At 66.8% G+C, this 23,906-nt stretch carries 23 protein-coding genes, 3 pseudogenes and 1 other annotated feature; of the genes and pseudogenes, 8 read left to right on the forward strand and 18 right to left on the reverse strand.

Annotated features, from left to right (window positions below):
- Positions 1 to 15 precede the first annotated feature (15 nt).
- Positions 16 to 1,011, forward strand: coding sequence for a helix-turn-helix domain-containing protein (locus FGL98_RS27075; protein ID WP_146316166.1), 996 nt, complete (start codon positions 16 to 18; stop codon positions 1,009 to 1,011).
- 725 nt (positions 1,012 to 1,736) lie between these two features.
- Here FGL98_RS27075 and FGL98_RS07600 read toward each other — a convergent pair.
- Genes FGL98_RS07600 through FGL98_RS07615 form a run of 4 tightly spaced genes read right to left on the reverse strand, consistent with a single transcriptional unit; the run spans position 1,737 to position 5,258 of the window.
- The gene (locus FGL98_RS07600; protein ID WP_146316167.1) at positions 1,737 to 2,399 is read right to left on the reverse strand and encodes a response regulator transcription factor; all 663 of its coding nucleotides are present in this window, start codon (positions 2,397 to 2,399) and stop codon (positions 1,737 to 1,739) included.
- Entirely contained in the window at positions 2,396 to 3,562 is a 1,167-nt protein-coding gene (locus FGL98_RS07605) for a sensor histidine kinase (RefSeq protein ID WP_146316168.1), read from the reverse strand. Before FGL98_RS07605 ends, FGL98_RS07600 begins: the two co-directional genes overlap by 4 nt.
- Positions 3,559 to 4,389 (reverse strand): ABC transporter permease, encoded by an 831-nt coding sequence (locus tag FGL98_RS07610; RefSeq protein WP_146316169.1) that lies wholly within the window; start codon positions 4,387 to 4,389, stop codon positions 3,559 to 3,561. Before FGL98_RS07610 ends, FGL98_RS07605 begins: the two co-directional genes overlap by 4 nt.
- Positions 4,389 to 5,258 carry an ABC transporter ATP-binding protein gene (locus tag FGL98_RS07615; protein ID WP_246136426.1) on the reverse strand — a complete coding sequence of 290 codons (870 nt, stop codon included), beginning with the start codon at positions 5,256 to 5,258 and terminating at the stop codon, positions 4,389 to 4,391. The genes FGL98_RS07610 and FGL98_RS07615 overlap by 1 nt, the downstream gene beginning before the upstream one ends.
- 894 nt (positions 5,259 to 6,152) lie before the next feature.
- Between FGL98_RS07615 and FGL98_RS25325 the strand changes: the two genes are divergently transcribed.
- A complete protein-coding gene (locus FGL98_RS25325) occupies positions 6,153 to 6,305 on the forward strand; it encodes a hypothetical protein (protein WP_186526038.1) in 153 nt (50 codons plus the stop codon).
- Between the two features lie 24 nt (positions 6,306 to 6,329).
- Complete coding sequence (locus FGL98_RS07625) at positions 6,330 to 6,518, forward strand: hypothetical protein (RefSeq protein ID WP_146316171.1); 189 nt, start codon at positions 6,330 to 6,332, stop codon at positions 6,516 to 6,518.
- A 233-nt stretch (positions 6,519 to 6,751) separates the two neighbouring features.
- Here the strand turns inward: FGL98_RS07625 and FGL98_RS07630 are convergent.
- The 4 genes and pseudogenes from FGL98_RS07630 to FGL98_RS07640 all read right to left on the reverse strand — a co-directional run.
- Positions 6,752 to 7,977, reverse strand: a pseudogene (locus tag FGL98_RS07630) (IS3 family transposase).
- Positions 7,577 to 7,708: a sequence feature (AL1L pseudoknot), on the reverse strand. It overlaps the preceding pseudogene by 132 nt.
- Positions 7,978 to 8,147: 170 nt before the next feature.
- Positions 8,148 to 8,273 (reverse strand): hypothetical protein, encoded by a 126-nt coding sequence (locus FGL98_RS26700; RefSeq protein WP_281289157.1) that lies wholly within the window; start codon positions 8,271 to 8,273, stop codon positions 8,148 to 8,150.
- Between the two features lie 112 nt (positions 8,274 to 8,385).
- The gene (locus tag FGL98_RS07635; protein WP_186526039.1) at positions 8,386 to 8,937 is read right to left on the reverse strand and encodes a hypothetical protein; all 552 of its coding nucleotides are present in this window, start codon (positions 8,935 to 8,937) and stop codon (positions 8,386 to 8,388) included.
- Positions 8,938 to 9,010: 73 nt separating this feature from the next.
- Positions 9,011 to 9,319: pseudogene (locus FGL98_RS07640) on the reverse strand (IS110 family transposase); the annotation flags it as partial.
- A 792-nt stretch (positions 9,320 to 10,111) separates the two neighbouring features.
- On the opposite strand from FGL98_RS07640, the gene FGL98_RS07645 reads away from it, so the two are divergent.
- Together FGL98_RS07645 and FGL98_RS07650 are read left to right on the forward strand one after the other, a co-directional pair.
- The gene (locus tag FGL98_RS07645; RefSeq protein WP_146316173.1) at positions 10,112 to 10,699 is read left to right on the forward strand and encodes a hypothetical protein; all 588 of its coding nucleotides are present in this window, start codon (positions 10,112 to 10,114) and stop codon (positions 10,697 to 10,699) included.
- A 355-nt stretch (positions 10,700 to 11,054) separates the two neighbouring features.
- Positions 11,055 to 11,665, forward strand: a pseudogene (locus FGL98_RS07650) (transposase); the annotation flags it as partial.
- A 20-nt stretch (positions 11,666 to 11,685) separates the two neighbouring features.
- Here FGL98_RS07650 and FGL98_RS07655 read toward each other — a convergent pair.
- The 3 genes from FGL98_RS07655 to FGL98_RS07665 all read right to left on the reverse strand — a co-directional run bounded on the left by FGL98_RS07655 (position 11,686) and on the right by FGL98_RS07665 (position 15,566).
- Entirely contained in the window at positions 11,686 to 12,087 is a 402-nt protein-coding gene (locus FGL98_RS07655) for a VOC family protein (RefSeq protein WP_146316174.1), read from the reverse strand.
- Between the two features lie 141 nt (positions 12,088 to 12,228).
- Positions 12,229 to 13,608: a class I SAM-dependent RNA methyltransferase gene (locus FGL98_RS07660; protein ID WP_146316175.1), complete on the reverse strand. Its 1,380-nt coding sequence runs from the start codon at positions 13,606 to 13,608 to the stop codon at positions 12,229 to 12,231.
- Positions 13,605 to 15,566 carry an APC family permease gene (locus tag FGL98_RS07665; RefSeq protein WP_146316297.1) on the reverse strand — a complete coding sequence of 654 codons (1,962 nt, stop codon included), beginning with the start codon at positions 15,564 to 15,566 and terminating at the stop codon, positions 13,605 to 13,607. The genes FGL98_RS07660 and FGL98_RS07665 overlap by 4 nt, the downstream gene beginning before the upstream one ends.
- Positions 15,567 to 15,725: 159 nt before the next feature.
- Here FGL98_RS07665 and FGL98_RS07670 point away from each other — a divergent pair, with 159 nt between their 5' ends.
- Positions 15,726 to 16,388: a potassium channel family protein gene (locus FGL98_RS07670; protein WP_146316176.1), complete on the forward strand. Its 663-nt coding sequence runs from the start codon at positions 15,726 to 15,728 to the stop codon at positions 16,386 to 16,388.
- A gap of 23 nt (positions 16,389 to 16,411) precedes the next feature.
- On the forward strand, positions 16,412 to 17,107 hold the full coding sequence (locus tag FGL98_RS07675; protein ID WP_146316177.1) for a potassium channel family protein: 696 nt from the start codon (positions 16,412 to 16,414) through the stop codon (positions 17,105 to 17,107).
- 6 nt (positions 17,108 to 17,113) lie between these two features.
- Here the strand turns inward: FGL98_RS07675 and FGL98_RS07680 are convergent, their stop codons facing one another.
- The 7 genes from FGL98_RS07680 to FGL98_RS07710 all read right to left on the reverse strand — a co-directional run bounded on the left by FGL98_RS07680 (position 17,114) and on the right by FGL98_RS07710 (position 22,010).
- Positions 17,114 to 17,497 (reverse strand): single stranded DNA-binding domain-containing protein, encoded by a 384-nt coding sequence (locus FGL98_RS07680; protein WP_146316178.1) that lies wholly within the window; start codon positions 17,495 to 17,497, stop codon positions 17,114 to 17,116.
- 5 nt (positions 17,498 to 17,502) lie between these two features.
- Positions 17,503 to 18,402: a DUF3710 domain-containing protein gene (locus FGL98_RS07685; protein ID WP_146316179.1), complete on the reverse strand. Its 900-nt coding sequence runs from the start codon at positions 18,400 to 18,402 to the stop codon at positions 17,503 to 17,505.
- 23 nt (positions 18,403 to 18,425) lie between these two features.
- A complete protein-coding gene (gene dut / locus FGL98_RS07690; RefSeq protein ID WP_146316180.1) occupies positions 18,426 to 18,917 on the reverse strand; it encodes a dUTP diphosphatase in 492 nt (163 codons plus the stop codon).
- Positions 18,918 to 18,924: 7 nt separating this feature from the next.
- A complete protein-coding gene (locus FGL98_RS26250) occupies positions 18,925 to 19,224 on the reverse strand; it encodes a DUF4193 domain-containing protein (protein ID WP_146316181.1) in 300 nt (99 codons plus the stop codon).
- Positions 19,225 to 19,408: 184 nt separating this feature from the next.
- Positions 19,409 to 20,230 (reverse strand): inositol monophosphatase family protein, encoded by an 822-nt coding sequence (locus FGL98_RS07700; protein WP_146316182.1) that lies wholly within the window; start codon positions 20,228 to 20,230, stop codon positions 19,409 to 19,411.
- 29 nt (positions 20,231 to 20,259) lie between these two features.
- Positions 20,260 to 21,378 (reverse strand): ferrochelatase, encoded by a 1,119-nt coding sequence (locus FGL98_RS07705; RefSeq protein WP_146316183.1) that lies wholly within the window; start codon positions 21,376 to 21,378, stop codon positions 20,260 to 20,262.
- Entirely contained in the window at positions 21,375 to 22,010 is a 636-nt protein-coding gene (locus tag FGL98_RS07710; protein WP_146316184.1) for a trimeric intracellular cation channel family protein, read from the reverse strand. Before FGL98_RS07710 ends, FGL98_RS07705 begins: the two co-directional genes overlap by 4 nt.
- A 99-nt stretch (positions 22,011 to 22,109) precedes the next feature.
- On the opposite strand from FGL98_RS07710, the gene sepH reads away from it, so the two are divergent.
- The gene (gene sepH, locus FGL98_RS07715; RefSeq protein WP_146316185.1) at positions 22,110 to 23,600 is read left to right on the forward strand and encodes a septation protein SepH; all 1,491 of its coding nucleotides are present in this window, start codon (positions 22,110 to 22,112) and stop codon (positions 23,598 to 23,600) included.
- Positions 23,601 to 23,906: the final 306 nt, after the last annotated feature.

Genomic DNA, 23,906 nt, shown 5'->3' on the forward strand with positions numbered 1-23,906 from the left:
ACTCGTCGCCGTTGAATGATCGTCCAATGGCCGCCGGGCACTTTGCGGCGGGTGACCTGCGGACTTCTCGTCGCGTGGGTGCAAGATGGTGCTCATGCGACTGCATACCCACGAACAGTTGCTCGGGTGCTCGACGAAGTGGTGGCGCGGGGCAGTCGGGGTGACCGCAGCGCACCCGCCGCGGCAGGCTTCTGGACCGACCTGCTTACTCGCGCGAACCACCCGCTGGCCACCGACCTGCCCGATGAGAACCTGTCGTCTACCGCCCGTGGCCTGGGACGCGAGATTCATAGATTACGGATGAGCCAAGGTCTATCGCAACGGGAGTTGGCTCGGCTGGTCGGGTTGTCTGCCCACAGCAATGTGTGTGACTACGAGCGCGGAGTTAGCATCCCGCCGGATGACCTGATCCCTGCGTTTGAACGCGCCCTGCTTATTCGCCATGGGCATCTGGAGTGGCTTTATCATCGCGCTCTGGCGGAGCGTGCCGATCGCGCTGACACCCGCAATGGTGGCCGCCACGCCGGATTACGGGTCCGCGGCAGCCCTTCGGAACCTGCTCGGCTACCTCGGACTGGCCCTGTTCACCGCGCCCATCATCGGCGCGTCGCTCAGCTGGATCCTGCCCATCGCCTACGCGATCCAGGTCGCCCTCTTCGCCGCCAGACTCACCCGCGTTCCACTCCAGCTGGGCCTGGCCGCTACAGCCTGCCAACTCGGGCGTGTCGTGGACATGGGGCATCGGCCTCGTCCTCCTGGGCGCAATCATCTTCGTGCGCTACGGGCCACGCGCAGGCGGTGCAGACACCCCACTCGACGCGTAATCAGCCTGAATCCAAGCCATCCGGGGGGGCCCTCCTGATCCACGATCTCCTAAGCCAACAGCAGGCACTCATCACACGCAGACACACCCGAGCCCCCAACCACCATGCCCACCTCTTCACCGCTGAGCAGTCGGCGCGAGGAACGTGGTGCACCGATTGGACTTGCCAAAATCGAGCGTGTCTATGACACCAGACAGCATGGCGCTGGATGAGTCGCTCCTGGCTGACGCGAAGTCTTGCCGTGATCGCCTGCTCGAGGCTGAGCACACGGTGGACGTCACGTGTCGACTACCATCTGCTGATCCGGCGGCTCCGCTCGGCGGATGGGACGATGCGGGAGATCGGCGAGGCACTGGGGCTCGGCCACCAGCGGGTGCACCAGATCATTGTCTCGGGCCAGGGCGCCATCGCGGCGGGCGGGCTGGAGCCCTCCGCCCGGGATGCGGTGCTCGGTTTGACCTACGCCGGTGCCCGCGGGGCGGTGGTCGACCTCAGCGGGGACAGTCCATCGACCGGCCCTCGCCTTCGGCTCCGGCGCCGAGGTGGTGCCCTGCGGATTGGCCTGCTGTGGCACAGACCACGAAAGCCGATAGAGGGGGTCGTGCTATGGGACAAAGCCGTGGCAGTGCGATCAGGACAGCCGGGATGTGCATGGAGTGTTGCGGATCGAACTGGCGGCGTTACAGACGGCAGCGTCTTGTCAGGCCCTTTCCAGGAATGGGGTGGCCCGAAGGTTCGCACCGCGCCGGGCGAGCTAGGGATCGAGGCCGGCAGTGCCGGTTCGGCCGACGAGAGGTCCGGGACTGGAACCTACATACCGGCCGCCTGGTCGAGTACTGACTGGGAGGGCCTCTATTGGCACCCAGACCGGCGAGCAGATCGCGGGAGTGACTTCCCGTGCCGCGATGACCGTCAGCCGGCGCCGACGATACCGGCTTCGTATGCGAATACGACGAGCTGTGCTCGGTCGTGAGCATCGAGTTTGAGCATCGATCGTGAGACATGCGTCTTCGCGGTCGCCGGGCTGATGAACAGCCGGGACGCTATCTCAGAATTGGTTAGTCCCTGTCCCACGAGGGTGAGTACCTCACGCTCGCGCTCCGTAAGCAAAGTCAGTTTCTCCTCCTGACCCGTGGGATGTTGCGGCGTCGCGACGAAATGGGCGATCAGTCGCTTGGTGGCACTGGGTGCGAGCAGGGATTCCCCGGAGGCGACCACGGAGACGGCCCGGCGCAGGTCATCAGGTTCGAGGTCTTTGAGGAGGAATCCGCTCGCTCCGGCGCGCAGTGCTTCGAAGACGTTCGCGTCGACCTCATACGCGGTGATCACGAGCACGTTCGTGCCGGCCAGTGCCGGATTCGTCGTGATTTGCCGTGTGGCGGCGATCCCGTCGAGTTGGGGCATCCGAACGTCCATGATGACAACATCGGGCTGGAACTGTCGAACGAGCTCGACTGCTTCCCGTCCGTTGGCGGCTTCGGCGACGACGCAGACATCCTCTGCTCGCTCGAGGATGGCACGGAATCCTTCGCGTATCAGTGGCTGATCGTCGGCGATGACGACGCGGATTGTCATTGGGCCGTCGCCGGTAGTTCTGCGGTGATGACGAACCCACCACCACGTCGCACGCCCGTCGACATGGTGCCGCCCGCGGATTGTGCGCGTTCGCGCATGCCGATGAGCCCGAGCCCCACCCCGCTCTCGTCTGCCTGGTCAGGACCGTGGCCGTTGTCTGCAACGCTGACGGTCAGCCACTCCTCGTTGGCGCGGATGGCGACGGTGACCGTGGTCGCCTCGGCGTGACGGATGACGTTGGTCAGTGCTTCCTGCACGATGCGGTACGCGGTCAGCTGCACGAACGACGACAGTTCGGTGGCCGGCAACGTGATATCGGTCTCGACGTGCAAGTCGGCGTCCCTTGCCTGGTTGAGCAGTTCGTCCAGCTGGGCGAGCCCGGGTTGTGGGGCCAGGGCCGGCGCCGTCTGCGTGTCGTCACGCAGCAGCTGTAGTGTTCTGCGCAGTTCGGGCATCGCTTGCTTCGCCAGTGCGCGTATCCGCACGATCGCTTGGTGAGCTTTCTGCGGATCATCCTCGAACACGTCCAGTGCCAAACCGCTTTGGACTGAGATTGCGGATACTGTGTGCGCGATCACGTCGTGCAATTCGCGTGCCATTCCGAGGCGCTCCTGGGTGATCCGTTCGCGCATCCGCGCCTGCTCGGTTTCCAGTGTGCGCTCGTGTCCACGACGCACCTGACCGGCGACCGCGCCGAGTACCACGAACTGGACCATGCCTATCGCGGGGCCGAGCGTCGCCCACGAGTACCACGGCAACGCCGACGGAGGAAGCGACGGGATTACCAGCCATCCTGCTATCACGACGAGACCGATCAAGAAACTCCGGACCGGTGGGTCGCAGGCGCCGATGAAATAAAGTGCGACAAACAGCGCAATCGCCGGCGCCCCGCCCGGATACCCGCTGAAGTGATACACCGCGACAAGGACCAGAACGGCGACTCCTGCCCATACCGGCCACCTGCGGCGGAGGAGAAGCGCCGCAGCTGCCACGACGCCGATCACATACGCACCCGCCGGTATGGCAACAGGTCTGCTCGCTCCTGCGATCTCGAACCAGATACCCGTGACCGTGACGGCGGTCACTGCGCCGGCCAGGGTGAGCTCGGCATGGAGGAGCCGTGCGGTGTGATGCGCGCGCAGTGCGGGTGCCGCGGTATTCACAAGTGAAGCCTATCCGTGGGGGATGAGGCGAGAGTCGCGGATTCTCGGGCCGCAGTTGCGGCGGAGATTCTCGCGGTGCTTCTTTTGCCGCCCAATAGGCGCGGACGACGATATGCGGCGAATGCGAGCAGTGACAGGACCACTGTCCAGGCGATCAGGTTGAGCACACTCACCAAGTTTGGGATGGCCCCACCGGCAATGTCCCAACCCAGCTTCGCCTGGTGATAGGTGGGCAGCCAGTCCGCAACGTTTTTCATCGTGGCGGGCAGAATTGCCGGCGGCACCCACAGACCTCCCAGTGCAGACAACGCCATGTACAAGCCGTAACTCAGCGGGTACGCGGCATCCGAGCCGACGCAGAATCCAATAGCGATCCCGAGCGCCGCGAAAGGGACGCTTCCCAACCAGATCGCGACAACAATCCCGATCCATTGGGCGGCAGAAAGCTGCACTCCTTTCACCACTGCCGCGGTCACGCACACCAACACGATCGCGGGCAGCGCCGTCGCCAGAGCTGCTACAACCTTCGAGCCCAGTGCCACCATCGGTGACAGCGGCATCGCCCGCACCTGTTCAAGCCAGCCGATCTGGCGTTCCTCCGCGATCCGCGAGCCCGTCGTAGACAGCACAGCCCAGATCGCACCATAAGCGGCCATCGCGACCATGATCTCGACAGCGCCCGGTAACTGGCCAGGCCGGGTAGAGCCACCACCGAATAGGCCGGCGAACAGGAGATAGAAGCCGCTAGGCGCACCGACAGCAAGGGCAAGATACTTCGGATCGCGCAGCATTCGAACGATTTCAAGGCGCAGAAAGTATGTGGTCATCACGAATCCTGGGTATCGGGTGCCTGAGTAAGGGCGAGGAATGAATCGTCGAGGCTTTGCTGGCCAACCTCGAGGTCATGCCAGGGCCGCGGCCCTGTGACGATCGCGCGGACTGTCGCATCCGGGTCCGTTGTCTTGATCGTGACACGTTCGCCGCGAACATCGACGCAGACAGAGCCATCGATGCAGTCGAGCCCCGTATGGCCGTCCGGGACGGTGACGCGCACGACGCTTACACCGGTGCGTTTGCGGATTTCGGCTGGACTGCCGTCCGCGACGATCCGGCCACGAGCGATCACGACGACACGTTCGGCGTTCTCGTCCACCTCGTCCAGATAGTGCGTTGCGAACAGCACCGTCCGGCCCGCCGCAGCGAAGGTGCGCATCGAGTCCCAGAACCCGGCTCGACCCTGCACGTCCAACGCCCTGGTCGGTTCGTCGAGAACCAGCACCTCGGGGTTCGCGACGATCGCCAGAGCGAATCGCAGGCGTTGCGCCTGACCTCCAGACAGCCGGTCGACGCGGCGCTTGCGTTCGTCGCTGAGCCCGGCGAGATCCAAGGCCTCGTTCGTTGGAATTGGATGCGGATACAGCCGTTCGCCCAGTCGCACCAGTTCGGCGACTCGAACGCCGGGCATCATGCCAGAGTCTTGAAGCATCGCGGCGATGTACCCACCGGCGATAGCCTCACGCGGCGACCGACCGGCCACCCGCACATCACCGCAATCAGGGGTCACAAGACCGAGCATCATCCCGATCGCCGTGGACTTCCCCGCGCCATTCGGGCCGAGCAAAGCGACCGCTTCACCCCGACGAAAGTCGAGATCCAGCGGATACACCGCCGCTCGACCCGCGTAACTCTTCGCCACCCGCCGCAGGCTGATCGACCCTGAACGCGAGATTGGGCAATTCTGTGTTTTCGCCATGACCCGATGGTCACTCGCGTGGAATACCTCTGTCGTCATCCGAGCGCGGTACCCGCCTACCGCAACCGGTGTATTTTTCGGGCTACGCCGGGCACCTCCTGGCACAGCCCCTCCATGAGTGGACTGTACTAATAGGACCCCGTGTGGGACGGTCCCGGAGATGTGAGCTCGGAGTGCTGATCTGCTGCGTGTCGGCGCCTGTGAGCGATGGCGTCCCGCAGCTCGCCGATGGCGGTCCGGGCGCGGTGAGGCACTGACTGAGGCCGCCGTCACCCACGGCGCGAAGGACTGGACGTGGCACACCGCCACCTGGGGTGAGATCTTCGAGATCGAGTTCGCCGACGAGAGCGCCCGTGAGGCGTTCCGGTCTCTACCCGGCGTGCAGGCCGCTCTCGACGCGGTACCCGACCCGGTCCGTGGCCTGTACGTGTATCCAGCCGCGGCGGGGGCGCGACGGTCCGGGCGCGGATGCCGCGTCGGCCGGCGCCGATCGCCGGTGCAGCGGCGGTTGAAGAGCCGCATGAGCAGTTCCTGGACCTGGAGACAACACAGCTACCGCCGGCGCGACAACTGTTCTGCTGGGAGTACGGGAGTTCTTCCGCAAACAGCTTGCGGCGAAAGTGGCAGTCCCGGAGATCGATCGGTGTACGGACACGGTTGGCGCGGCGGGCGTCCCGCATGACCGACCCTTGCGGAACGGATCGCCTCCTCTGCAGCTCGGCCTCCCAGATCCTCGGATCGTCGCCGGTGATGGTTCGTCCAGCGGTGATTGATGGAGTGCCTTCCCTCCGGACAGGATGAGTGAGCGGCGATGGTTCCTGTGCTAGAACCATTGGCGTGCGTCTATGTCGCCTGGCGATCATCCTTCCTGCGGCGGTCTGCTTCGGTCTGTTTGCTGGCGTGCTCAAAGGCGACGGAGCGGGACTGCGCGATGGGCTGGGCAACCTCAGTAGCCCGTGGTTGCTGGTGGCGGTTACGCCGGCCTGGTGAGTGGGCTCATCGCGGCGCGGAGCGGTGACCGGGGCGGCGGCAACACTGGCAGCGCTGGCCGGCTTCTACGTCGCGATGGCGCTGTTCATGTCCGGCCGTTCTGGCATCGACCTCCGCCTTCTTGGGTTGCTGCGTGAGGTTGTGGTCGCGAACCGGGTCTGGTTTGCGGCCGGGCTGCTGAGTGGCCCGTTTTGCGGGGGCTGTCGGCGGTGATCGGCACGAGGCTTGCCGCGCGGCGGTTGGGCGTGATCGCCGGGGGTCTACCGGCGCTGGAGCCCCTGGCCGTGCGGCTGGCGCGGGGTCTGCCGCTTCCTGTGATCGGCGGAGGATGGGCGGTCGGTGACTGGCGTGCGTACAAGGTAGAAGCGGTGGATGGCAGTCTGACTCTCGTCTTGAGCGCAATGTCAAGTCCCGGATTTTGTTGAGGGTCAGCGTGTGTTGAATTTCTATGCTGCGGTATCGGTGGTTTGCTGCTGGGCCCAGTAGGCGTCTTCGACCTCGATCGGAGGTTGATAGTTGAGCATGGAGTGGAGTCGTTCGTTGTTGAACCAGGCGACCCAGTCGGCGGTGGCGACCTCGACGTCGTCGATGCCGTCCCAGGGCCCGTCCAGGTGGATCAGTTCGGCCTTGTACAGCGAGTTCAGCGCCTCGGCCATCGCATTGTCGTAGGAGTCCCCGCGAGACCCGACGGAGGCCACAGCCTCGGCTTCCTCGAGCCGAGCAGCGTACCGCAGCGCGCGATACTGCACGCCCCGATCACTATGGTGCACAAGGCCTTTCACATCCTGCCCGTCACGCTGACGAGCGTACAAGCCCATCTTCAGCGCGTCCAGCGCGAGGTCGGTGTACATGCGGGTGGAGGCCTGCCAGCCGACGATCTTGCGGGAGAACACATCCAGCACGAACGCGACATACACCCACCCGGCCTCGGTTCGCACGTAGGTAATGTCGGCCACCCAGAGCGTATTTGGGGCGTCCGCGACGAACTGCCGATCGACCAGATCCTTCGGCCGGCCAGTCTCCGGTGCCGGGCGCGTGGTGCGCGGGAACCTGCCGCGCACGGTACCGCGAATCCCCAACTGTTTGCACAGCCGCTCGACGGTGCACCGGGCTACGTCGATCCCGTCCCGGTTCAGCTGCGCGTGGATCTTGCGGATCCCGTAGACCCGCATCCGCTTGTGGGCGTGGATGCGCATGATCTCCTCCTTCAGGTACGCGTCGCGCCGGGCGCGCGGCGAGGGTGGACGCTTCTTGTGGGCGTAGTACGTGCCGGGGGCGATCTTCACGTCGAGCTCGTCGGACAGGACACGGCAGATCGGTTCGACTCCCCAGCGGTGGCGGTACTCGTCGATGAACGCGACGACTACCTGGATGGGCGGTCGAACTCCGCCGCGAAGAAAGCCGCCGCGGACTTCAGGATCTCGTTGCTGCGACGCAGTTCTCGGTTCTGCTTCTCCAGCGACCGGATCCGCTCCTCGGTGTCCTCCCGTTCGACGGGCAGGCCAGCCGTCTCGGCTTGACGGACCCAGTTACGCAGTGCTTCCATGTGCACGCCCAGCTGGGTCGCGATCCTCGCGATCGCTCCGGTGCGGGTCTCAGGGTCGCGGCGGGCCTCCACGGCCAGCCTCGTCGCACGCTCCCGCAGTTCCTGCGGGTACTTCACATTCGCCATGATCGATGGGTTCCTTCCAGGAAATCTGGCTTTCCCTCAATCAAACCAAGGACGAGTCACAACGGTGTGTCGGCAACGAGCACGTTGACCTCAGAGCACGTGCTCCGACACCGCGAGGGGCCTCCACGCCGTCCACAAGAGGATGGCGAGCGGCACGCTCCGCGGGTCAGTTACCGGTGCTGGACCCAAATGTTGGGTGCGGTGTACGTGCCGACATCTGCCTCGTGATCGATGTAGAGCGGGCGTAGCCAACTGGTGAAGATCTCGATCGGCGTGAGCGGGTACGAGGGTTTCATTGTTGGGCGGATCGGTGCGATGACCGATCCTGATCAATCCGTAAGCCGAAGCCATGACCGGTGCCGCTGCGGCTCCCCGAGCAGGCCGGCGAGATCGTTTCGCGGAGGATCGTCAATCGTCTTGTTCAAGTGGTGACAATCTAGGCAACGGGAACGGATTGACCATCGGCCCGGTCCCTGCCTCCAGATGGAAGTCGTAGAAGCCGCGCAACACGCTCGCAGTGAGCCGCCGTCGACGCCTCGTACCCGTCCCCCCGCGATCGTTACCGGTCACCTCGTTGACCACCGCTGAGACATGCTCCTTGCGTGCTCCGGGAGCATCACCGGCCGGATAACGCCAGTGCGGGCGCTTCGGCTTGGCCACGACAGCAAGCCAACGACAGAAGTCCCGCGCCTCGACCCGCGTCGCCTGGTCCCACCCCACCCCGAGCGCCCACAAGAACCGGAACCAGCGCAGCAGGTCCATCCCGTACGACCGCTGCGTCGTCGCGGGTCGCCCGCACGCCGCGAGCTCGGCGAGGAACACCGCGACGGGCTCGACCGCAACGCCCCCACCATCGACCAGCCGATACGGCACGAACAGGTCTCCGGTCGCCTCAAGCGAGCCCAGCAGTGGCACCACCAGCAGCGTCAGGTTCCGCGGCACATCCTCGTCGCTGATCACGAGCAGCGAACCTAGCCAATCCCCAGACTCGCCGCGAACATTCCCGCAAAGACTGAGTCGGTAGTTCGGTCAACAGGTCCGTTTTGCGTCCAGGCAGGTTCTCGACGTGTCTGGCGTTAGCGAGCAGGATCTCGACGCCCTCGAGGTCTTCCAACAGGTAGTAGAAAGGCTTCCAGTAGTCGCTGGTGGCCTCCATCACCACGCAGGTGACGCCCTCGGCAACGAGATGCTCGCGCAGCGCGAGGATCGAGGTCGTCATTGACGACCATGTGCTCACGGTCTCTACCGCCTTGCGTCGCCCAGTCCCGGCAACCCGGATACGGACCTTCGCGTCCTTCTTTGAGACATCCATACCCGCGTAGCGGGGGTGCACCACGTCCATATTCTGCCCCTATTCTGTTGACACGGCAGCGTCCGTCGCGGGGAGGGCAGGAAAGATCGGAAGTCTGACACACGGGCTCGCTGGCACCAATCCACGGTTCCCGTGGAAGCCCTCCGACCCATGCTCAAATACAGGCTCACAGGCACCACAGGGTGTTCGGGTTCGACCACGACGAACCCCACCAGCATCCGCCCGCCAGACGCCCGTGCGCAACGCCCAGCCAACCCCGACCGAATCTTCGCGCACCACAGTGCACCTGAAGGCGGCGCCATCATGCTCAAATCTGAAGAGCCAGTTTAGTCCTCTCAAATGGACAGTCCAGATGTCGCTTACGAAGAACGGCGATCGACTGAGGATCTTCACGAACAAGGGTGGAATTGGGGTCTGAATCTGCCACTGTCTAGCAGGGCATCTGGCGATGTAGTTGGTCAGGTCCGCGCCACAAATACGTCATTACAGGAGCTGACACGAGCGCCACAGACCGAATATGTAGTGGAAGAATCTAGGACTCACCAGATAGCCATTGAGGGTCCGAATTTGAAAAACTCGCGTTAGGATCGCTACGAACGCCGGTGACCGTCGCCACCGGCGCCGCACGGAGATCTGCACTAGGTAATGGCCAGCAGATGTGAGCGCCCATCGGGGCGGGAGATGGGGACAATGATGCGAAGATCACTCGCGGTCGCGACTGCAGCCGCGCTCACCCTCACCGGTTGGGCGTGGACCAGAACGACGTCGGCGGGCGCTGCGGATCAACCCTGCACGGCAAACCTGAGCCTGCCCGCACGGGTCGTGATCACCCAGAACGATCAACAGTTGGCCGGCGGGGGTGGTGTCACTTACACCGGGTCATGCGTTGATTTCAACCGGTACCAGGTCCTGTCCTGGACCGCGACCGGTTGGGGCGGTAAAGCCGCAAGCGAGACCGGCACCGAAAACTGCGGGAACTACCTAACGGTTGATAACTTCCTCAGCTTCGGTACGCCGCCTGCGCTCGGCGTGCTGAAATTTGTCGGAACCGACTATCCAGAATGTGGCGAGGCCTACCGGGTCGCGATGAATTCTCCGAGCACCGACGCCCGGTTAGTATCCACGGCAGCGATGACTGCTAAGCGCTCAGGCCGATTGGTGACGCTGACTGTGCGCGCGAGTCGACTGTGGACCTCGACCGGCAAGATCGGCTCGTACGGCGCCGCCGTCGGCAGTATCCAGTCGAGCACCGACGGTGTCACCTGGCGTCCTCTGAAGGATGTCTTGACTGTCTCCGGTGGGACGTATACCTACGCCTACCACACCGGAACTCACCTGAAATACCGCGCTGTCGCGTACGACGCCAAGTACGTCTGGGGTTCCCGCTCGAGCGCGACACCAACCGTCTGACGTCCTCGTCGGCACTGCTTCGGTTCAGGTGGGGACCCCGCGCCCTACAGTGCAACAGTCACTTTTTGGTCGGTCTAGTCTATTCGGCGGTTTGGCGGGATGGGCCGCGGTCGCGCAGCCGCCGCGGGACTCGAGCTTGGGGTGCAGCTGGGGAAACGCTCGCGCGTGGGCGGTCCCGTTCCGGTCGGTGTCATTGATCGTGGCCACGACCGGCTCGGGATGCGTTGCCGACTGGCGCAGCACCATCTTGGCTTCGTGTCAGGGTGTAGAACCGGTCGGCGCGTCGCTCACGGGATAGAGGTCGAGGCCTCCCGATGATGGAAGTTTTCACACAGTCCATCTTGAAGACCTCAACGTGCCTGACGCTACCTTCACCTGCCCCGATCTGACCACTTTCTGCCGCCTGGACGAGCTCGGGCTGGTCGTGACCCGGGTGGCGGCTCGAGCGTGATCGAGCAGTTCTGGTGTGCCGCGTCATTGAACCAGATGGTTGGTGCCGCCGCTGCGGGTGCGAGGGCACACCACGCGACACCGTGACCCGGCGCCTCGCCCACGAACCGCTGGGCTGGCGCCCGACGACATTGGTGCTCACGGTCCGCCGCTACCGGTGCACCGGCTGCGGGCACGTCTGGCGTCAAGACACCAGCAAGGCCGCGCAGCCGCGAGCGAAGCTGTCACGCCGCGGGTTGCGGCGGGCGCTGAAGGCGATCGTGTGCCAGCACCTGACCGTAGTCCGGATCGGTGAAGGTCTTGCCGTCACGTGGAATACGGCCAACGACGCGGTCCTGGCCGAAGGCAAGCGCGCCCTGATCGATGACCCGCACCGGTTCGACGGCGTCGCGGTGATCGGCGTCGACGATTCCCCCGCGCGCTGCGCTCCAAACGGGAGGGACTCCCAGTGTCTGGCGGCACACCCGCAAGGGGGACAAGTACGTGGTCATCGACCTAACGCCGACCGGGGACGGACCGTACTTGACGGACGCTCCCTATCCGGGCTCGGCGTGCTGCTGTTCGAACATCAACTCGTAGCCGTCGGCGTCGAGACCGTAGAAGATGCGGGCGTAGAAAACGTCCTGCGGTTCGAGGGTGACTCGCATGCCTTCTTCTCGCCAAAGGTCGTACGTGGCGTCGAGGTCAGCAGTCGGCACTGCCAAGACGAATCCCCTGCCAAGCGGACCGGACTTTGCCGCTTCGGCTCGTTCGGCGTTGTGGTAGCCGTGCGCGAACCTGTCGGACAAGATCAGCCACGTGTGTCCGAAGGTCAGGTATCGAAGTTTCGGCTGGTCTGGACGAGGGATCTGCTTGAATCCGAACTTCAAGTACAGGGCGCACGACGCGTCGAGGTCGCGCACCCGTAACCCCACCTTGAGCTGTTTAGCACCAGCCACGGTGCGTCACCTCGATTCCCTCGCGGGCAACCCAGCCTATCGGTCCGCCACCGCGGTCCCAATTGAGAACGATCACCGGCGAGGACAGGCGGCGGATCGGAGCTCCCCTCTCAGATCTCCGGGACCGTCCCACACCGCGCCCTATACAGGACCGTCACCGCGGCAGCGTCCCGATTCACGCCGATCCTCAAACGGCAGTATGGAGTGCTCCATCGGCTCACCGGCATGCGGCCGCAGGACGGCAATGCACTCGACATGGTGGGTCATCGGGAAGGCGTCGAACGCGCGCAGTGAGTGCAACTCGTACCCCAGCTCCGCTGCATACGACAGATCCCGCGCCAGCGCCGCCGGGTCGCAGGAGACGTAGGCCATGGCTCGCGGAGTGAGCGCTGCCACCGCCTCCAGGACCTGACGCCCCGCACCGGTGCGCGGTGGATCGAGCACCACCAGGTCGGCATGCGGCTGGTGCCCGTGCTGGCCCAGCTCCTCCGCGATGACCGGCGAGGCGAGAACCTCCCCGACGTCCCCGCACACCAGGTGCACGTCGGCTCGAGCCGAGGCGAGATTGGTGTCGGCTTCCTCCGTCGCACGTTCATCACCTTCGACACCGACCACGACACCGTCAGGGCCGACTCGATCTGCCAGGAACGTAGCGAAAACGCCCACCCCGCAGTAGAGGTCGAGCACTCGCTCATCCGGGCGTGGCTCCAGCTCCTGCAGAACGTGCTCGACGAACGTGCTCGCCGCGGCCGGGTGCACCTGCCAGAACCCGCGCGCCGAGACGTCCAGGTCATGGGTGCCGTGCGATGCCGTTACCACCCGTTCCCGGACGCTGGGCGTCGGTTGCAGCTCGGGAAGAGTGACCATGACCGGCTCCCCCACGCCGGGCACCACGACATCCACCCCGGTGACGCCGGGTGGCCACTGTCCGGAGAAGGCTCCGGTCTTGGCGACCTGGGGCACCGCGATCGCGCACTCTTCGACCGGGACGACCCGATGAGACCGGTGGGCTCGTAGGCCGGATCGCCCGGCCGGGTCGATGGCCAGCTCGACCCGGGTGCGCCAGTGCAGGCCGTCGGACTCCCCCGGCAGCGCCTCGACCTCGACCTGCCGGTCGATGCCGGCCAGCCGCTGCAGCTGCTCCCGCACGACCTGGGCCTTCAGCTCTCGGGAGTAGTCGACGCTCGTGTGCTGCCAATCGCACCCGCCGCACTGGCCCGGGCCCGACCACGGGCACGCTGGGGTGACGCGCTGCGGCGCGGCCCGCAGGATCTGCACGGCGTCGGCGCGCAGGAACCGCGACTTCGTGGTCCCGTCGGTGACCTCGGCGATGACCCGTTCCCCGGGCAGGGCATGCCGGACGAAGACGACCTGCCCCTCGTGACGTGCCACACAGAGGCCGCCGTGCGCGACCTTGCCGACGTCGAGCGTCAGACTCTCCCCGACGCGGGTCGGGGCGCTCGCGGGCCGACCCCGCGGGCGGCGCGGGCCCCGCCCGCGCGATTTCTGCCTACCACTCATCGTCGTCCCCGCCGCACCGATCCTGGTGCAGGCCCGTCGAACCGCTGCTCCTGCCCCTGCGAGGAACGCAGCTGCCAGGGAACGCTGGCGACCATGACCCCCGGGGTGAACAGCAGTCGGCTCTTGAGGCGGAGCGCGGACTGGTTGTGCAGCAGCTGCTCGTACCACTTGCCGACCACGTACTCGGGGATGTAGACCATCACCACATCACGGGGGCTGTCCCGCCGCACCGACTTCACATACCGCAGGACCGGTCGGGTGATTTCACGGTAGGGAGACGCCACCACCTTCAACGTGATCGGGATGTCCCGTCGCTCCCACTCGCTCTGCAACACCTTCGTCTCGTCGGGGTCGACGTCGACGGTGAGCGCCTCGAGCACCGAAGGTCGAGTGGCCCGTGCGTAGGCAAGCGCGCGCATCGTCGGCTTGTGGATCTTGGACACCAGGACGATCGCATGCACCCGTGACGGCAGCAGCTGCTCCTCACCGTCGTCCAGGACCTCCAGCTCCTCCTTGACGTGGTCGTAGTGCCGCTGGATCGCCATCATCATGACGAAGAGCACGACCATCGCACCCACGGCATACCCGGCACCGTGGGTGAACTTGGTGAGCAGCACGACCACCAGGACCACGCCGGCCATCACCGCGCCCACTGCGTTGATCGCCCGGGAGCGGTGCATCCGGCGTCGTTCGGAGAGCGAGACGTCGCCCTTGCCCAGCAACCTGTTCCAGTGCCGGATCATGCCCGTCTGGCTGGTCGTGAACGACACGAACACCCCGACGATGTACAGCTGGATCAGCCGCGTCGTCTGAGCGTCGTACATGATGATCAGGAAGATCGCGGCGCCGGCGAGGAAGAGGATGCCGTTGGAGTAGGCCAGACGGTCGCCTCGGGTGTGCAACTGCCGCGGCAGGAAACCATCCCGCGCGAGGATCGACGCAAGGACCGGGAAGCCGTTGAACGCGGTGTTCGCCGCGAGGACCAGGATGACCCCGGTCACGATGGACACGTAGACGACACCCGGCGTGAATCCCGCGAACACCGCGTGGGCCAGCTGCCCCAGGACGGTGTCCTCCTGGTATCCGGGCACCGGATGGCCGTTGAGCAGAAGGCGTCCTGGGGCGTCCGGGTCCTGCATGTGGATCTTCGTCCAGGCCGCCAGCGTGATGATCGAGACCATCATCACCACGGCGATGCTGCCCATCAGCAGCAACGTGGTCGCGGCGTTCTTGCTCTTCGGCTTCTTGAAGGCAGGCACTCCGTTGGAGATGGCCTCGACACCGGTCAGTGCCGCGCAACCGCTGGAGAAGGCACGCAACAGCAGGAAGATCATCGCGAGCTGCCCCAGGTCGCTCAGGTGGTCCTGCGGCGCCAGGGTGTAGTGGCCGCTGGCGGAGAGCGGCAGGTCACCGACCGACTTGCGGATGAAGCCGACAATGGCGAGCATCGCGATCCCGAAGATGAAGCCGTAGACCGGGACGGCAAAGACCTTGCCGGACTCGCGCACGCCGCGCAGGTTCATGGCGGTCAGCAGGATCACCAACGCCACGGCGATCACGACCTGGTGCCCCTGGATGATCGGCAGGGCCGCGGTCGCGTTCTGCACGCCCGAGGACACCGACACCGCCACCGTCAGCGTGTAGTCGACCAGCAGCGCCGAGCCGACCGTCAGGCCAGCCTTGGGGCCGAGGTTGACGGTCGCGACCTCGTAGTCGCCGCCACCGGAGGGGTAGGCGTGCACATTCTGGCGGTAGGAGGCAACCACCACGGCCATGACGAAGACCACGCCCAGAGTGATCTGCCACGAGTGCAGAGCCGCGAACGATCCGCCCGCGGCACCGAGGGTGATGAGGATCTCATCGGGCGCGTAGGCGACGGAGGACAGGGCGTCGCTGGCGAAGACCGGCAGGGCGAGCTTTTTGGGCAGGAGGGTCTCACCCAACCTGTCGCTTCGCATCGCCCGGCCGACCACCAGGCGCTTCAGAGTCCGTCCAGTCACTGACACAAGCGATGAGTCTATGACCTCTGGACGGCGCGGGTTCGGGCACGGCAGTATGCCGTTCTCGACGGACCGGGTCGGCCCTCTCCGGGCCGCGGTCTCAGGTACGGTCGGGACGTGCACTTCGTCATCATGGGCTGCGGCCGCGTGGGCTCGATGCTCGCGTTGAGTCTCGAGCAGCAGGGCCACAGCGTCGCCATCATCGACCGCGACGAGACCGCGTTTCGTCGCCTGGGCACTGCCTTCGGCGGGCAGCGCATCAAGGGCATCGGGTTCGACCGCGACACCCTGATCGAAGCCGGCATCGATCAGGCGTACGCCTTTGCGGCTGTCAGCAGCGGAGACAACTCCAACATTCTGGCCGCTCGCGTCGCCCGGGAGACCTTCGACGTCGCTCACGTGGTCGCCCGGATCTACGACCCCGGCCGCGCCGAGATCTACCAGCGGCTGGGCATCCCCACCGTAGCCACGGTCCGCTGGACCAGTGACCAGGTGCTGCGACGGCTGGTGCCGCTCGGGTCGGTGCCCGTGCACACCGACCCGAGCGGCCAGGTCACCCTCGCGGAGATCCCGCCACACGTGAGCTGGGTCGGGACCCGCTTGCAGCAGATCGAGGCCCGCACCGGCGCACGGGTGGCCTACGTCACCCGGCTCGGAACCGCGTCGCTGCCCGCCCCGGACACGGTATTTCAAGAGGGTGATCTGCTCCACCTGCTCGTCCCGCACGCCCGGCTGGACGAGATCGAGGCTCACCTCGCCGCCCCCAAGACCGCCGACTAGTCACTCCAACGAGGAGATTTCCCATGCGCGTTGTCGTCGTCGGGGCCGGCAGTGTCGGCCGTTCGATCGCCCACGAGCTGATCTACAACGGGCACCAGGTGCTGCTGATCGACAACCTGCTCGATGAGGCACGCACCCGCACCGTGCCCGAGGCGTCGTGGCTGCTCGCGGATGCCTGTGAGACCTCAACGCTGCGCGAGGCCGGTCTCGAGGAGTGCGACGTCGTGGTCTGCGCCACCGGCGATGACAAGGTGAACCTCGTGGTGTCGCTGCTGGCAAAGACCGAGTTCGGCGTGCCCCGCACGGTTGCGCGGGTCAACAACCCGAAGAACGAGTGGATGTTCGACGAGGCGTGGGGGGTCGACGTCGCGGTGTCGACGCCGCGCCTGATGACCGCGCTCGTCGAGGAGGCGGTGAGCGTCGGCGACCTGGTGCGGTTGTTCCAGTTCCAGCAGGGCCGCGCCACGATGGTTGAGATCACGGTGCCCAGCGACAGCCCGAGCATCGGACGTGCCGTCGGTCAGCTGCGCCTGCCTGCGGACTGCGTCCTGGTCGGCATCATCCGCGACGAGGTCCCGATCGCTCCCAGCCGCGACGACTCGGTCGAGGCCCTGGACGAGCTGCTCTTCCTCACGACACCCGAGGCCGAAGCACCGCTCGGTGCGCTGCTGACGGGTCGTGACCCGGAGTCGATCCGCACCATCAGCCACGACCTCTGAGGCCGGTCAGGAGGCCGGCGTCGACGGCTTGATCTCGTAGATCGGGTTGAAGATCGTCGGCACTCCGTGGCGGTAGAGCACCCGCCCGCGCACCGTCAGGAAGACTCCCGGTTCGATGCCGGCGATCTTGCGACGGCCGAGCCAGATCAGGTTCATCGTGCGGCTGCCGTCATCGAGGTCGACCACGAGCGCGGGCGCGTCGTTGCCGCGGGGTCGCAGGCTCAGGCACTGGACGGTGCCCGTGCACTCGCTGACGCAGCCGTCCGGTGCCTTGTCGATCGGCGTTCCGCCGATCCGGGCGCACGTCTCCTGCAGCTCTTCGCGCTCGATCGCGCCGGGCGACCGCACCAGGCGTGCCGCCACCTTGGCGAGACCTCGCTTGTGCCCCATACCCGTCACCTCACCTCCGTGATCTCGGGCCCGCGCTCAAAGGGCTTGAGGTCCTCGGCCGACACCGGCGCGCCTGCGGAGGAGTCCTCACTCTGCGACTGGGTCTCCACGGCGACGGCCTCCTCGCCCGCGGCCACCACGGCGTCAGGCATCTTCAGCGGCAGCAGCTCTCGCGGTGCACGCGCCTCTCCGCCGCGCACGACGACGGTGTGGCGCACGTAGTCCAGCAGCTGCTCGGCGGCCTCCTCGTCGACCGCTGCGCTGCCCGAGAGCACTGCGCGCAGGAACCACCGCGGGCCGTCCACGCCGATGAAACGGGCCGGTGAGTAGGTCGTGCGTCCGTCCTGACCGCGGCCGGGCATCCGCACCCGCAGCTCGATGCCCAACGGGCCGAGCTTCTCCTCGGCGGTGCCTCCACCGGCAATCAGCCCATCGGCGATGTCATCCCGGATGCCGTCCCAGATGCCGCTCGACTTCGGCGCGGCGAACGCCTGCAACTGGCAGGCGGAATCCTCGCGCACTGCAGTCAGACCGGTGATCTGTTGGCTCTCCTCGTCGACGTCCAGGCGCAGCTCCATGCCCTCCAGGGGCACGATGGCCAGTGCACCGAAGTCCAGGTGCTCCTCGAGGGAGTCCACCTCGGCCTTGTCGAACGGGCCATCGCTCCGCTCGATCGGATGCGGCCGCGGCAGTCTGTCCACGGTCTCCGCGGCGTGGGCATCGTCGGCATCGTCGTCCACCGAGGCGTCAACCTCCGGGGCCTCGTCGTCGACGCCGCCACCCTCCGCGTCGGCGTTCGCGTCATCCGGGGTCTCGACATCGCTCGTCTCGTCGACCCCGTCATCGGTGTCGAGCGATGCGTCGCTGCCCGCGTCGTCCTTGGCCTTGCGACGGAAGATTCCCACGACTGTGCGCCTCTTGTTCCTCGTTAGCGAATTGACTTGCTCTGCAGCGGTGACGCCGCCGGTCGTTCGTGTCCGGCGAACCCACCACTGGCTCCATGTCCAGTGTGGCCCCTGACGCTGTCCGGAAGCGAACTCGACGGCACCAGCGTGACGTGCGCCACCTGTTGCACGATGAGCTGGGCAATCCGGTCAGCCCGCTCGATCACGAAGGTCTCTCGGGGGTCCAGATTGATCAGGTTGACCAGGACCTCACCCCGATAGCCGGCGTCGATGGTGCCCGGCGCATTGACCATCGAGATCCCGTGGCGAGCGGCCAGCCCGGACCGGGGGTGCACGAAACCGGCATACCCCTCGGGCAGGGCCAGGGCTATCCCGGTCGGGACCAGGGCCCGCTCACCCGGCGCGAGCGCAAGCCTCTCGCGCGCGTGCAGGTCAAGGCCGGCGTCGCCCGGCTGGGCGTAGGACAAAGCAGGCAGCTCGGGGTCGAGGTAGGTGATCTGCACCGAGACGCTCATACCGATCTCACGCAGCGCACTCGCTGCATACCGGCATGCCACCAACCTCCTTGGCGAGCTGGCTGCGGTGGTGCACCAGGAAGCACCTGGAGCAGGTGAACTCGTCCGCCTGTCGCGGCAGCACCCGCACCGAGAGCTCCTCGCCGGACAGGTCGGCGCCCGGCAGCTCGAAGCCTTCGGCCTGCTCCGTCTCATCCACATCGACGCTGTCGGCGTTCTTGTCCACGCGCCGTGACTTCAGCTCCTCGATCGAGTCTGAGCTGAGGTCGTCATCGGTCTTTCGTGGGGCGTCGTAATCGGTTGCCATCAGTGATCTCTCCGTCTCTTTTCTCCGCCGGGCCGGTAGTGCCAGGTGGCTTACTGACCCTGTTGGCCGCATTAACGCTGCAGGACGCAAATTTGTGCCCGGTCGGGCGGGAATTGTGCCCTATCACGCCACGAAGCTCGAACGCGGGGTCCCTCATGGCCACAGGAGGGGTCCGACAACCGGCTCAGCGGGTGATCAGGCCGTGTAGATCATGCACCAACGTGGTCGGTCCCGCCACCACCAGGTCCTCGTCCGGCGGCGCACCCTGGCGGCCGCGCACGACGCCGCCCGCCTCGGTGACCACCAGCTGCCCGCCGGCCAGGTCCCACGGGTGCAGACCGGACTCGTAGTAGGCGTCCAGCCGGCCGGCCGCTACGGAGCACAGGTCCAGTGCGGCGCTGCCCGCGCGGCGGATGTCACGGACCAGTGGAAGCAGCCCCGCCAGCACTCGTGCCTGGACTCGGCGATGCTGCGGGTCGTACCCGAAACCGGTGCCGACCAGGGACTGTGCAAGGTCGCTCCGCGTGCTGACGGACAGCCGCTGCTCGCGTCCGTGGCTGCGTAGGAACGAGCCGCCACCGGCGTGCGCATGGAACAGCTCCGTGGAGGTCGGGTTGTAGACCGCCGCCGCCACCGGGTGCCACTCGCCCGGGACCGAGACGTCGCCCACGCACGCGGCAACGGACACGGCGTATGTCGGCAGCTGGTAGAGGTAGTTCACCGTCCCGTCGATCGGGTCGACGACCCACGTGATGCCCGACCGGCTGTCGTGCGCCGCCCCCTCCTCGCCGAGCAGTCCGTCGGCCGGCCTCAGCTCAGCGAGCCGACGACGCAGCAGCTCCTCGCTGCGCTGGTCCATGACGGTCACGATGTCGGTGTCCGTGGACTTGGTCCTGGCGACTCCGAGCCCGTCCGGCCGCTCGTCGACCACCAGGCGTCCGGCCTCGACGGCGATGGTGCAGGCGATGTGTTCCAGGTCGGTCAGCTCGGCGGCGTTCAGGTTCATGGCCACACGATAGTGACCACCCGCACAGCTCAGTCAGATCCGCACGCGGCCGGTCTCGCCTGGCGCAGGTTGGGGCAGCACCCCGCACGGCATACCGGCGGCATCGCCTCCCCCGGCCAGGCCTGCATCGCGCGGGTCTCACCCCGCGCCTGCGCGGCGCGTTCCCCGACCAGGTCCACCAGGCCGCCGACGAACTCCGGGTCCACCCCCACCGTCGGCACCCGCGTCATCCGCAGCCCGAGCCCCTCGGCCGTCTCCGCCGCCTCGGTGTCCAGGTCGAACTTGACCTCCATGTGGTCGGAGACGAACCCGATCGGTGCGACAACCACGTCGGTGATGCCCTGCGCGGCCTGCTCGCGCAGGTAGTCGTTGATGTCCGGCCCGAGCCACGGCTGGCTCGGTGAGCCGGACCGCGAGCAGAAGACCAGCGCGCCGGACAGGTCCCGGTCCAGGGTGATCCCTGCCTCATCCAGGATCACGTGCGCGATCTCGTCGTGCTGATGCGCGTATAGGCTTCCCTCTCCGTCGCCCGGTCCCGACGTGTCGTCCATGCCCTCGGGAATGGAGTGGGTTACGAACGCCACCCGCAGCAGGGAGTCGTCGGGCTGGCCGCACCCGCGCACGGCCTCGGTCACCAACCGCAGGTTCGCGCGGGCGAAGCTCGGATGGGTCGCGTACTGGCGGATCTTGTCGACCACCAGTGGTCGTCCCTCCTCCCGCAGTGTCGTCAGTGCGCCCGCGATGTCCTCGCGATACTGGCGACACGAGCTGTAGGAGGAGTAGGCGCTGGTGGTGATCACCACGAGCCGCCGGGCGCCGGCCTCGTAGGCGTCGCGCAGTGTGTCGACGAGGAACGGTGGTCCGTTGCGGTTCCCCCACAGCACCGGGAGCTGGCTGCCCAGCCGCTGCAGCTCTTGGGCCAGCGCCGTGCACAGTCGGCGGCACTGGTCATTGATGGGGCTCTTTCCACCGAAGAGCTCGTAGTGGTGCGCCACCTCGGCCAGCCTCTCGTCCGGTATCCCGCGACCGCCCGTCACCCGGCGCAGGAACGGCATGACCTCGTCCGGCGCCTCCGGACCGCCGAAGGACAGCACCAGGACCGCGTCATAGGGCGCGAGGTCGAACGTTGGGCTGCTGGGCGATGTCACGAGTGGTCTCCTGTCCGCAGGGGGCGCGGTGCGTTGAGGTCGAACATGACGGCCGTCATGCGCACGACGAAGCACACGGCGACCGCCAACCAGAGTACGAGGGGGGTCAGATGATGCCAGTGGGCAGCCGCGACGACGATGACGGCGCCCAGCAGCGCCGGCACGGCATACAGCTCACGGCGCAGCACCTCGGGGATGCGCCCGACGATGACATCGCGCATCAGGCCGCCACCGACGGCGGTGATGACTCCCACGACGACGCAGGCGATGGGCGGTGCCGCGAAGGCCAGTGCCTTGAGAGCCCCGGCCACCGCGAACAATGACAAGCCGCCCGCGTCGAGAACGCGCACGAATCGGGAGATCTCGGCGAGCCGCGGGTGCAGGAAGAAGGTGAGCACCCCGGCCACGCAGGCCGCGCTCATGACCCGCCAGTCGGTCACGCCATCGGGTGGTACGGCCCCGATCAGGACGTCGCGGATCACGCCGCCACCCAGGCCGGCAACCCACGCCAGGACGATGACCCCAACCACGTCGAGCCGCTTGGACACGGCGACCAGACCACCCGACAGCGCAAAGATGAACACTCCGGCGAGATCGAGGACCAGCTGAAGGTCACTGTTCTGGGTGAGCATGATGGCCGAAACGCTACCTCTGCGGCGTGCCCTGTGCCCGCGCGACCGTGGGCCGTGGCAAGGTTGACTCGGATCCGGGCAAGGGAAGCGAGAAACCACATGCGGGACCTGCGACTAGTGGGCGTTCACGACGACGGGAAGCACCTGCTGCTCACCGACTCCGAAGGCGGCGAGTTCCGCGTCGAACTCACCGCCGAGCTGCGCCGCGCCGTCCGCGAGGACGACCGACGATCGGGCTCTCCGGCAGCGGATGCACCGTCCGCGGCGACCCCGGCCCCGGTGCGGACCGCGCAGCCCGAACCCGAGTCGCAGATGCGACCCCGGGAGGTGCAGGCGCTGCTGCGCGCCGGCGCGACCATCTCCGAGGTCGCCGACCGCGCCGGCTGGACCCCGGAGAAGGTCGAGCGGTATGCCGCGCCCATCCAGGCCGAACGCGACCACGTCGCCGCGCTGGTGCAGCAGCTGCCGCTTCGCGGTCGAGGCGCCACCGCGGGCAGCACGTTCGACGACCGGATCTCCGCTCGGCTGGTGGCACGCGGCGTCGAGACCGAGCAGGTGGAGTGGGACTCCTGGAAGGGCGAGAGCGGGCGCTGGACGGTCGTCTGCCGATTCCCGGCGGGCGGGCGGCAGCGACAGGCGACCTGGTTGTTCGATCCCACCGACCGCACGCTCAGTGCCACCGATGACGAGGCTCGGTGGCTCGGTGAGGACGAGCAGACTCCCGGGCCCGTGCCCGTCGCGGCCGGGCGCCGTCGCCGGGAGGCGCCGGTCTACGACGTGGAGGCCGAGGGCGGGCTGGACGACGCTGCGGAGGACGGACCGGTGACCGTGCGACGCGCCGTTCGTGGGTCCAGTGCACCGACCCAGGTGCCCGGACCCGTCGAGTCGGAACCGGCACCGCGCGGCACCGCGGACGATGACGACCCGGGCGCCGACGACCCACTCGACCTGGTGTCGGCCATGCGCGAACGCGCCGGTCGGCGTCGTCGCAGCCGCCGTAGCTCGCGCGGCACCACGACGGTCTCAGCCGTCGACTCTGACAACTCCGACATCCCCGACGGTGCACGGCCCCAGGAGCACCTCGATGTGCAGAACGCCGAGGCGCCGCCGCTCGGTTCGCATCCGGCCCCCGAAGAGGTCGCGGCCCACGAGACGGACAACTCGACGGACCCGGAGCGGCCCGCCGAAGGCGACGACAAGACCGTTGACGGACTCGGCCATGACCCGGTGACGGGCACTGCCGACCTGTTCGCCGACCAGTCGCTGACGGCACCCGACCCTGCGGAGAGCGACGGCACCGAACGCAAGCCGGCTGTCGACAAGTCACTCGGGTCACCGCGCCGCGCGAGCAAGAAGGCACCGCCCGTGGACCCCACAGAGGCGATTGCATCGTCGACGCCGTCGGACGCCACGGACAAGCCGGCCGAAACGGGCAGCGACCCCGCAGTAGATGCGGCGGTTGGCGCACCGGCCATCGAGCACGGCCATCCCCAGCCCCCGGCGCGTCAGTCCGCCACTCGCAAAGGCCGCCCGTCGGTGCCGAGCTGGGACGACATCATGTTCGGGTCCAGGAGCGGGCCCAGCAGCTAGGGAACGCCCGACACCAACGTGGTGTCCGTGCTGCGAGTCCGAGGACGCAACCGACGACCTCGGCGTCGACCCGGATCCCGACTCCCCGGGGTGAGCTGCGCGATCTGGTAGACGTGCATCGGTGGGTCCGACTGACTCTGACCGGTGGCGGATGCGCCGCTAATCGCTTGAGGCCCGTTCCGATAGCGGAAGGCGAGCGGGCCGCCGTGATGGGGATCGAAGCAGAGCCGACTCGAGGCGAGTCCTGAACTGTGGCCTTCGAGACTTTGCTGGACTCCAACGTGCTGCTCGATGTGTTCACCAACG

Source organism: Leekyejoonella antrihumi, from assembly GCF_007845645.1.
Classification (GTDB): domain Bacteria; phylum Actinomycetota; class Actinomycetes; order Actinomycetales; family Dermatophilaceae; genus Leekyejoonella; species Leekyejoonella antrihumi.

Coding starts and splice junctions, on each gene's coding strand:
- FGL98_RS07700 (WP_146316182.1), bottom strand. CDS start 20,230: ATGAACCTGAACGCCGCCGAGCTGACCGACCTGGAACACATCGCCTGC.
- FGL98_RS26700 (WP_281289157.1), bottom strand. CDS start 8,273: ATGAAACCCTCGTACCCGCTCACGCCGATCGAGATCTTCACCAGTTGG.
- FGL98_RS07675 (WP_146316177.1), top strand. CDS start 16,412: ATGCGCGTTGTCGTCGTCGGGGCCGGCAGTGTCGGCCGTTCGATCGCC.
- dut (WP_146316180.1), bottom strand. CDS start 18,917: ATGAGCGTCTCGGTGCAGATCACCTACCTCGACCCCGAGCTGCCTGCT.
- FGL98_RS07680 (WP_146316178.1), bottom strand. CDS start 17,497: ATGGGGCACAAGCGAGGTCTCGCCAAGGTGGCGGCACGCCTGGTGCGG.
- FGL98_RS07610 (WP_146316169.1), bottom strand. CDS start 4,389: ATGACCACATACTTTCTGCGCCTTGAAATCGTTCGAATGCTGCGCGAT.
- FGL98_RS07600 (WP_146316167.1), bottom strand. CDS start 2,399: ATGACAATCCGCGTCGTCATCGCCGACGATCAGCCACTGATACGCGAA.
- FGL98_RS27075 (WP_146316166.1), top strand. CDS start 16: ATGATCGTCCAATGGCCGCCGGGCACTTTGCGGCGGGTGACCTGCGGA.
- sepH (WP_146316185.1), top strand. CDS start 22,110: ATGCGGGACCTGCGACTAGTGGGCGTTCACGACGACGGGAAGCACCTG.
- FGL98_RS07710 (WP_146316184.1), bottom strand. CDS start 22,010: ATGCTCACCCAGAACAGTGACCTTCAGCTGGTCCTCGATCTCGCCGGA.
- FGL98_RS07665 (WP_146316297.1), bottom strand. CDS start 15,566: ATGCGAAGCGACAGGTTGGGTGAGACCCTCCTGCCCAAAAAGCTCGCC.
- FGL98_RS07660 (WP_146316175.1), bottom strand. CDS start 13,608: ATGAGTGGTAGGCAGAAATCGCGCGGGCGGGGCCCGCGCCGCCCGCGG.
- FGL98_RS26250 (WP_146316181.1), bottom strand. CDS start 19,224: ATGGCAACCGATTACGACGCCCCACGAAAGACCGATGACGACCTCAGC.